8 protein-coding genes are annotated in these 7,887 nt (G+C 51.4%); 5 read left to right on the top strand and 3 right to left on the bottom strand.

Annotated features, from left to right (window positions below):
• Nucleotides 1–104: 104 nt before the first annotated feature.
• From B2Y11_RS00785 to B2Y11_RS00795, 3 genes are read right to left on the bottom strand one after another with little or no spacing between them, the layout of a single operon-like run.
• On the bottom strand, nucleotides 105–884 hold the full coding sequence (locus B2Y11_RS00785; RefSeq protein ID WP_291054855.1) for a ribonuclease H family protein: 780 nt from the start codon (nucleotides 882–884) through the stop codon (nucleotides 105–107).
• Between the two features lie 11 nt (nucleotides 885–895).
• Complete coding sequence (locus B2Y11_RS00790) at nucleotides 896–1,441, bottom strand: 3'-5' exonuclease (RefSeq protein ID WP_291054857.1); 546 nt, start codon at nucleotides 1,439–1,441, stop codon at nucleotides 896–898.
• 53 nt (nucleotides 1,442–1,494) lie between these two features.
• Nucleotides 1,495–1,740: a hypothetical protein gene (locus B2Y11_RS00795; RefSeq protein WP_291054858.1), complete on the bottom strand. Its 246-nt coding sequence runs from the start codon at nucleotides 1,738–1,740 to the stop codon at nucleotides 1,495–1,497.
• A gap of 351 nt (nucleotides 1,741–2,091) precedes the next feature.
• Between B2Y11_RS00795 and B2Y11_RS08750 the strand changes: the two genes are divergently transcribed.
• The 5 genes from B2Y11_RS08750 to recF all read left to right on the top strand — a co-directional run bounded on the left by B2Y11_RS08750 (nucleotide 2,092) and on the right by recF (nucleotide 7,213).
• Nucleotides 2,092–2,178 (top strand): putative holin-like toxin, encoded by an 87-nt coding sequence (locus B2Y11_RS08750; RefSeq protein WP_414630727.1) that lies wholly within the window; start codon nucleotides 2,092–2,094, stop codon nucleotides 2,176–2,178.
• Between the two features lie 662 nt (nucleotides 2,179–2,840).
• Nucleotides 2,841–4,454, top strand: coding sequence for a chromosomal replication initiator protein DnaA (dnaA, locus tag B2Y11_RS00800; protein WP_291054861.1), 1,614 nt, complete (start codon nucleotides 2,841–2,843; stop codon nucleotides 4,452–4,454).
• A 361-nt stretch (nucleotides 4,455–4,815) separates the two neighbouring features.
• Complete coding sequence (gene dnaN / locus B2Y11_RS00805; protein WP_291054864.1) at nucleotides 4,816–5,934, top strand: DNA polymerase III subunit beta; 1,119 nt, start codon at nucleotides 4,816–4,818, stop codon at nucleotides 5,932–5,934.
• Nucleotides 5,934–6,149 (top strand): RNA-binding S4 domain-containing protein, encoded by a 216-nt coding sequence (locus B2Y11_RS00810; protein ID WP_291054866.1) that lies wholly within the window; start codon nucleotides 5,934–5,936, stop codon nucleotides 6,147–6,149. Before dnaN ends, B2Y11_RS00810 begins: the two co-directional genes overlap by 1 nt.
• Nucleotides 6,149–7,213, top strand: a complete 1,065-nt coding sequence (gene recF, locus B2Y11_RS00815) for a DNA replication/repair protein RecF (protein ID WP_291054869.1) — start codon at nucleotides 6,149–6,151, stop codon at nucleotides 7,211–7,213. The genes B2Y11_RS00810 and recF overlap by 1 nt, the downstream gene beginning before the upstream one ends.
• The last annotated feature ends 674 nt before the right edge of the window (nucleotides 7,214–7,887 follow it).

Raw genomic sequence — 7,887 nt, forward strand, 5'->3', positions numbered from 1 at the left:
GAAAGGCCCGGCGGCTGGCTCAACCCTCACGCCCGTAAGGGCGTGTCAACCTTCGGGAATACTGTCCATCATGCCGATGCCAAAAGGCAGCGGACAGTCGCCAGCTATCTATGATCTCTGGCTTCTTCTTTGGCCAGGCGGTCACAGAGTTCGTTGTATTTCGTGCCCACATGGCCTTTGACCCATTGGAAGCGGATGTGATGTCTTCCCATGAGGTCGTCGATGGCGGTCCACAGGTCTTGGTTCAGGACGGCGGTGCCCTGTACGGTTTTCCAGCCGTTTTTCTTCCATTTCTCCACCCAGCCTTTGGAGAAGGCCTGCTGGAGGTACTTGCTGTCGGTGTGGAAGTCGATGGTGTGCACTTTGCCGTCGTCCGCCATTTTGAGGGCTTCATAGGCGGCCCTTAGTTCCATGCGGTTGTTGGTGGAGGATGGTTCACCGCCGGTCAGGGTGAGGAGTTCTTTTCCTTCCACGGAAAGGAAGACTGCCGCAAAGCCGCCGGGGCCGTCGGGGTTGACGAGGCAGGAGCCGTCGGTGTAGATGGTAAGGGCTTCCGGCAGGGAAATAGCCATGCCTGCACCATGGTAGTAAAGAATGCTGTCATCCAGAGGGTGCACGTGGGGCGGGTAGAGGATTTCCAGTTTTCTAATATCAGGGATTTCCTTTTTCACCGCCGGCGCAGGGGAGGGGGCGGCTTCTTTCACCGGTTTCCCATACCAGGCTTCCGCTTCTTCCCTGGTAACGAATCCTTTGTATAGGGCGCCGGGGAATCCCTGCACCTGTTTCTGGCAGTCCGGCCAGTTGTAGTAGACGCCGGGCTTTTTGCCTTTTTTCACGATATAATATTTCTTTTTTGCCGAGGTTTTGAAATTTTTCCGTATCATTTTGATTTCCTTTATATCCGAAGGGTGCCGTCTTCCACCATTTTCCAGAAGCAGAAGAGGGTGGCCTTAGTGTCTGCCAGGCTGTCGTGCCAGCCCCCTTCTTCGTAGCCGTAGTAGCCGGCGCAGGTGATGAGTTTCTGGTATTTATAGTGGCCGTATTTATTGAGGGGCAGGTTCTTTTCCTTTCCGTAGCGGTCGGAGAAGGGGCCCATAAGGTCGATGGGGCGGAGCTTCATGGGGCCGGGCACGTAGATCCCGTTCTGCCTGAGCATTTTGAGGTCGAAGGAAATATTATATCCTACCACCGCCCTGGCATGGCGAAGAAGATGGGAAATCTCTTCTTTCCGCATCTGGATGGAGGGTTTGTCCGCCACCATGGCAGGGGTGATGTGGTTCACCGCCATGGCTCCCGGCCAGCTTTCGGTGTGGTCAGGGCGGAAGTATTCATTCATCAGCACCGTGCCTTCGCCGTCAAGAATGGATACCTGCAGCACTTCCGCATTTCCCAGAAAGCCGGTGGTTTCCGTATCCAGTACAAGGATTTCATTTTTATTCATGGTTATCACTCACTTATTAAAAAAAGACGCAGCGAACCCTGCGTCCTCACTGGTTATTCCTCTTCCCAGCCGCTTTCCCTGCGGTAAGCCGCTCCATTGGGAAGGTCTTTATTTTTCATGGAATGGCGGAGCCTCCGGTTCAGCAGGGTGCGGATTTTCTTCTTTTCCCCGTTCCTGCTGGTCTGGATCATGTCCATGTCTTCATCTTCCATGATTTTTTCCGTTTTTTCTTTGCCGTACATTTTCCGGGCGTACTGGTTCAGTCTCGTCTCCCGGGTCACTTTCCGCGGTCGTTTCATGGCGTGATTCCTTTCCAGGGAAGCGCTGATTCATTGGTCAGTGCTTTCTTAACAACTTTCTTTATGGTACCATGATTTGGACGCTTTGACTAGTGTAAAAGGGGCCGCTGCCCGGCCCCGGGTTCAAAAGGTTCAGAGGGTTCATAAGGTTCAAAGGGTGGTGGATTGCCCTTCGGGTAATTATTTTATAATGCAGCCTTTAGGGACAAGATTAACGGGCAGGAGTCCCGAAGGGGAAAGCACCTCACTATTTAGGGAAATATTTGCCAGAACTTTAAAAAACATGATAATATTTACACAGGACAGCTGGCAGGGCTTTCTCTTACTTTCCGTAAGAGGAGGTGATTCACTATGAGCCAAGAATTGTATCAGGCCTTTATGGTCGTTATTAATTTTGCTGCTCTGGTGGTCGCCATCATTGCACTTTCTAAAAAGTAGCAATTGAAAAAAGCCATCCAATGGCTTGGAAGGCTCCTTTCAAATACAAAATATTCTGAGAGAGCCGTTTTCCACTCCACGGATGCCAGCGGTCTCTTTCTATGCCCATTATATCACAGAAAATGGAAAAGACAAATTTTTGATTGTTCCATTTTCTGTGTTTTTTTACTTGCTTTTCTACTTGGAAATGAATGAATCCATCAGCCTGTATCGCTTTCCATGTAACTCTGCCGCCTTTGAACCTTCTGCCTGCTGTCTATGATTTCTTCCCGCCGAATGGAGCTGGTACCTGTTATCTCATATACTGCATGTAACGAGATCCTTCGCTTACACCTAGGATGACACTGCCCGGCGGGAGAGCTCTACAGGCAGCAGACAGCGGTTCGCAGTAAGCCGACAGCAGGCTTTTCTTCCCTGTGAATTCCTGTGAACAGTGATTTCTACTACTGCTAGTAGGTTCAAAAGGATTTTCTCCCATTATCTTGTGAATGTACAGAAAAGAAAAGTCATGGTACAATAAAGTTATTCACAAAGTTCTTCACTTATGAACAGCTTTATTCAAAAGCTGAATATCCTGTATTTATCGAATGAAACTGAAAATCTCACAGAAAATCTTTTCACAGAAATTCACAGGTATTCACATGTTATCCAAAGGAGCCATTATGGATTTTTTCTTACTTTGGGAACAGGTGCTGGACTACATCAGCAAGAATGACAGCCAGTACTACCAGATGTTCTCCTACGACGTTTTTCCCACGTCCATGAACGACACCACCCTGGTGATAACGCCTTCCAAACCTTACCTGGTGCGGTGGATCAACGGGGTGTACAAGGGGAAGCTGGAGCAGATCGTAAGCTCCATTGCAGGAAAGCCTATGAAGGTGGAAATCGCTTCTCCCGGCGCTGCTTCCAATCCTCCATCTCCAGAAACTTCGGCGCCCCCCAAGGCGCCTCTTGCCCCGCCGGCTCCTGTGCCGGCGCCAAAACCGGTGCCTGCGCCGGCCATTCCTTTTCCGGAGGAGGAGAATCCAACGCCTTCCCCCCTTCCGGAGACCCCGCCGGCAGCTGCTGATCCATTTCCTGAAGAGGTGGCTCCGCCGGATTTCTCCAGTCTTACGCCAAAAACGGCGGACCAGGTGGTGCTGCCGGATATCCGCAATTACGAGGAGCTCCACGAGCCTTCTCTCTTTGAACCTATGACAGGGGTCGGGGAGACGAAGAAAAATTTCCAGCCCAATCCGGTGAACGAGGAATACACCTTTGAAACCTTCGTCCACGGCAACTGCAATGAAATCGCCTACCAGGCCGCCTATGCGGTGGCCCAGACCGCCACGAATCCGAACCAGGCGGATCAGAAGATGAACCCTCTTTTCATCTACGGCCCGTCGGGACTGGGCAAGACCCACCTGCTTCATGCCATCTGCAATTATATACATACATATAAGCCCAGCCTTTCGGTGCTCTTTGTGTCCAGCGAAACCTTCACCAATGAGCTCATCGACGCCATCCAGAACCACACCATGCCCAAGTTCCGGGCGAAGTACAGAAATCTGGATTTCCTCCTCATCGATGATGTGCAATTCTTCGGTTCCAGGGATTCCACGAAAATGGAAATCTTCAATACATTCAACGAACTTTTTGACAAGAAGAAATACATCATCATGACCAGCGACCGTACGCCATCGGACATCGACAAGCTGGAAGACCGCCTGCAGAGCCGCTTCTCCAGCGGCCTGGTGGCGCCTATTTCCCCGCCGGACTATGAAATCTGCTGCATCATCCTGCAGAAACGGGCGGAAAAGATGGGCATCACCCTGCCCAAGGATGTGGTGGACTACATTGCCAGCCATATCAATACCAATGTCCGTGAACTGGAAGGGGCCTTCAACAAGCTGGTCACCTTCTCCCACATTAAAAAGGAGCCCATCACCCTGCCCTTTGCCCGGGAAGCGCTGAAGGACCAGATTCCCATCGAAAGCGGACAGGAGCTTACGGTGGACTTCATCATCGACACGGTGTGCAAGTACTACGGCGTAAAGAAGGAAAAACTTCTGGGCAACGGACGGCCCAAGAGAATCGTCATTCCCCGGCAGATTGCCATGTACCTCTGCCGCAACGAACTTCACGAATCCTACCCCACCCTCCGGGACTGCTTCAAGCGGAAGGATCACTCCACCGTCCTCTACGCCTGCGAAAGGGTGGAAAACGACATGGCAAAGGATCCCCAGACCAGAGCCGCCATCGAAGCCATCAGGAAAATGCTTAGAAACAGGTGAGGGGCCTGTGGGCTTGACACTATGGCGTTTCATGCCGACAGGAAACGATTTGCAAAATGTTTCCTACCCGGCTTGACGCTATGGTGTTCCATACCGACAAGAAACCCTTTCCCCCTCCTAAAGTACTGTGAACAAAAGGGACGGGGGCAGGGGATAATCCTGTTTTCACACTGTGAATAAAGGGGAAGAAAGGAAAAACTGTGAAATCTGTGAATTGTGAAAAAAGTTATTCACTTCTTTCTGACAAGGCGGGACATTCGACAAAATCTTGATTTTCACAAAGTTATTCACTTTTTCACAGCGTACTACTGCGACTACTACTATCTTTTAAATATCATCGTCATTTTTATAAGGAGCTGCCATGAAAGTCATCTTCAACAAATCGGACCTTTTCGGTGCCCTGGACCGTGTCCAGCGGGCTGCCCAGACAAAAGTCACATCCAATACAAATAACGGCATTTTCATTTCTGCTGTCGGAGGAAATATCCTCATTCAGGCCAATGATTACACCATAGGTATCAAAACGTCCTGTCCTGCAGACATAGAAGAAGAAGGAGTCACCGTCATTGCAGCACCGCAGCTGCAGTCCACTATCCGCATGATGCCGGCAGGAGACGTGGTGATGGAAAAGGGAGACCATGAAAACCTGGTTTCCTTTAAGAGCGGTACCTATCTTTCCAAATTCCCCACCAGGGAACAGGTGGAATTCCCGGATGTACAGGAAATGGATCACCGGAACCACTGCCTGGTGAAATGTAGGGACTTTGCAGACATGGTGAGCCTCGTTTCCTTTGCTGCTGCCAATGACAAACAGAAACCCATTTTTTCCGGTATCCTGTTTGAAGTGAAAAAGAATGCCTTCACCATGGTGGCCACCAATACCCACCGTCTGGCTGCCAAGGAAATTTCCCTTGACCAGGAAGCGGCAGCGGAAGGAAGGTTTATCGTCCCCTCAGGTATCCTGTCCGACGTGAGCCGCATTCTTCCTCTGGATGACGAGGAATCCATGGTGGAAATCTCCTGGTCCAACAACCATGTGGCCTTCACCTTCGGCGACACCTACTTCATCGCCAGCCTGGTGAACGGCGAATACCCGGACTACCACCGCATCATCCCCACCCATTTTGAAGCAAGGGCGGAAGTGAACCTGAAGGACTTTGAAGAAGCGGTGCGTTTCGTCAGCCCCATTGCCCGTGACATGAGCTACCAGACCATCAATTTCCATTTCAATGGCGATACCCTGGAAATTTTCGAAGAAGATCCGGACATCGGCCGGGCGGACACCTCCATTCCCGTGAAGCTGGATGGGGAAAATATCAGCCTCACCTTCAACTGCACCTACATCGAAGACATCCTGAAGCATTCCAAAGGGGAAACCATCATTCTGAATCTGCAGAAAGCGGGCCCCATTGTCATTGAACAGGAAGAAGATAAAACCTATAATTATATGCTCACGCCCATGAGAGGAAGGAAATACTGATGAAGGACGTAACGATTTACGGAGACTACATCCAGCTGGACCAGTTTCTGAAAAAAATGGATTACATTTCCTCCGGCGGTGAAACCGGTGCTTTTCTGGAAAGCCACACCATCACCCTGAACGGCAGCAGAGTCCATGAAAAAAGAAAGAAAATCAGAAAAGGAGACACCCTCGTTATTGACGGCAGCGAATTTGCCATTACCGGAGAAGCCTAATGAAATGCACTTCCTTCCGGGTCATCAAGGTACGCTCCTTTGAAGACATGACCGTGGCGCCTTCGCCGGCCCTCACCCTGTTCACCGGCCCCAATGGCAGCGGCAAGACAAACCTCATAGAAGCCCTGTCCTACGCCTCCACCGGCAAATCCTTCCGCACCGGAAATGACGGAGAAATCATCCGCCTGGGCCAGGAGGAAGGCACCATCCTGGTGGACTTTGAAACAGGGAAAACGGTGCAGACCATCAAAATCAGGCTCACCAGAAGCCAGGGAAAAAAGATTTTCCTGAACGACACGGCCATTCGCAAAAAAGAACTGGTCGGCCTTTTCCGCACCGTCCTCTTCACCCCCGACGAATTGCAGCTTATCAAAGGCGCTCCCCAGCTGCGGCGACGGTTCATGGACATGGAAATTTCCCAGGTCTCCCCCAGGTACTACGAAGAATTCCTCCGTTACAGCCGGGCCGTGCAGCAGCGGAACAGCGCCCTTAAAAATGCCCAGGCCACCGGCAGGAAACCGGATCTGGATATGTGGGACATGCAGATTGCCGCCTCCGCTTCCTACCTGGTGAAAAAAAGACTGGAAACCACGAAGAAAATGAACAAAACCGTGCCGGCCATGGAAGAACAGCTTACCGGAAGCAAAGAAAGCCTGGTCATCCGATACATCCAGCAGGGGAGCAGCAGCCCCCGCTATGACATGGAATGGTTTCTGGAGCAGCTTTCCCAACGAAGGGAAGAAGACGCCCGCTTCTGCCATACCTCCATCGGCCCCCACCGGGACGACCTCCGCTTCCTTCTGAACGGTCTTGACATCTCCGCCTACGGCTCCCAGGGCCAGCAGCGCACCGCCATCCTTTCCATGAAACTTTCGGAAATGGAATTCATCCGGGAAGAAACGGGGGAATACCCGGTGCTCCTCCTGGACGACATAGGAAGCGAACTGGACAGGGAAAGAAGAGAAGCCCTCCTCTCCTTCCTGAAAAAACAGGAAATCCAGACCCTGGTAACAGGGACGGAGACCATGTTTGAAGGAGGAAAAGTGGTGGAAATGGGGGAATAGTGGGCTGGTGTTCTAGCGGGCTAGTGAGCTGGTGTACTGGTGGGCTGGTTGGAAATCTGTTCTCAGGAAGCCTTCCCGCCGCTTTTTCTGATTCATGAAAAAACAGGGGCTGTGAAAAAATGTAAATCATTTTTTCACAGCCCCTGTTTCACGTGAAACATTAAAAACCGGAAATCCAGACTCTGGGTATAGGGACAGAGACCATGCTTGAAGGAGAAAAGGTGGTGGAAATGGGGGGGACTAGTGGGCTAGTGGACTAGTTAGCTAGTGGACTGGTGAGATAGTGAGACAGTGGGAGTGTTTGTCTGCTAATCGCTGCCCGCCTGCCACTGTCATCCTGAGCCGCAGGCGAAGGATCTCGGTAAGAATCGTAAGTAAGGGAATGATGCTGCATACCAGTCGGCGGGATGTATTCCCGAAAATATGAAGGGCGACAGCCTAGGGGAAAAAGAAAAGGCTAACCGCTGCCCGCCGACTGGCGGCATTTATACTCATTGCCGCGAAGCCGCCACCACAACCCTCGGCGCCAAAGGCGCCGTCAAACCTGAGAACCTTAAGAACCCTCGCCCGCGGAGCGGGCGTCCCCCTTTGGTGCCTGATGGCACCACCTTCCCCTCGCAAGCGGTGGGACAAAAAGATTGCGGGAACCCTCTAAGGAAGCGCTGATTCAATCA

The organism is Dialister sp. UBA1703, from assembly GCA_002320515.1.
In the GTDB taxonomy this organism is placed as follows: Bacteria; Bacillota; Negativicutes; order Veillonellales; family Dialisteraceae; genus Dialister.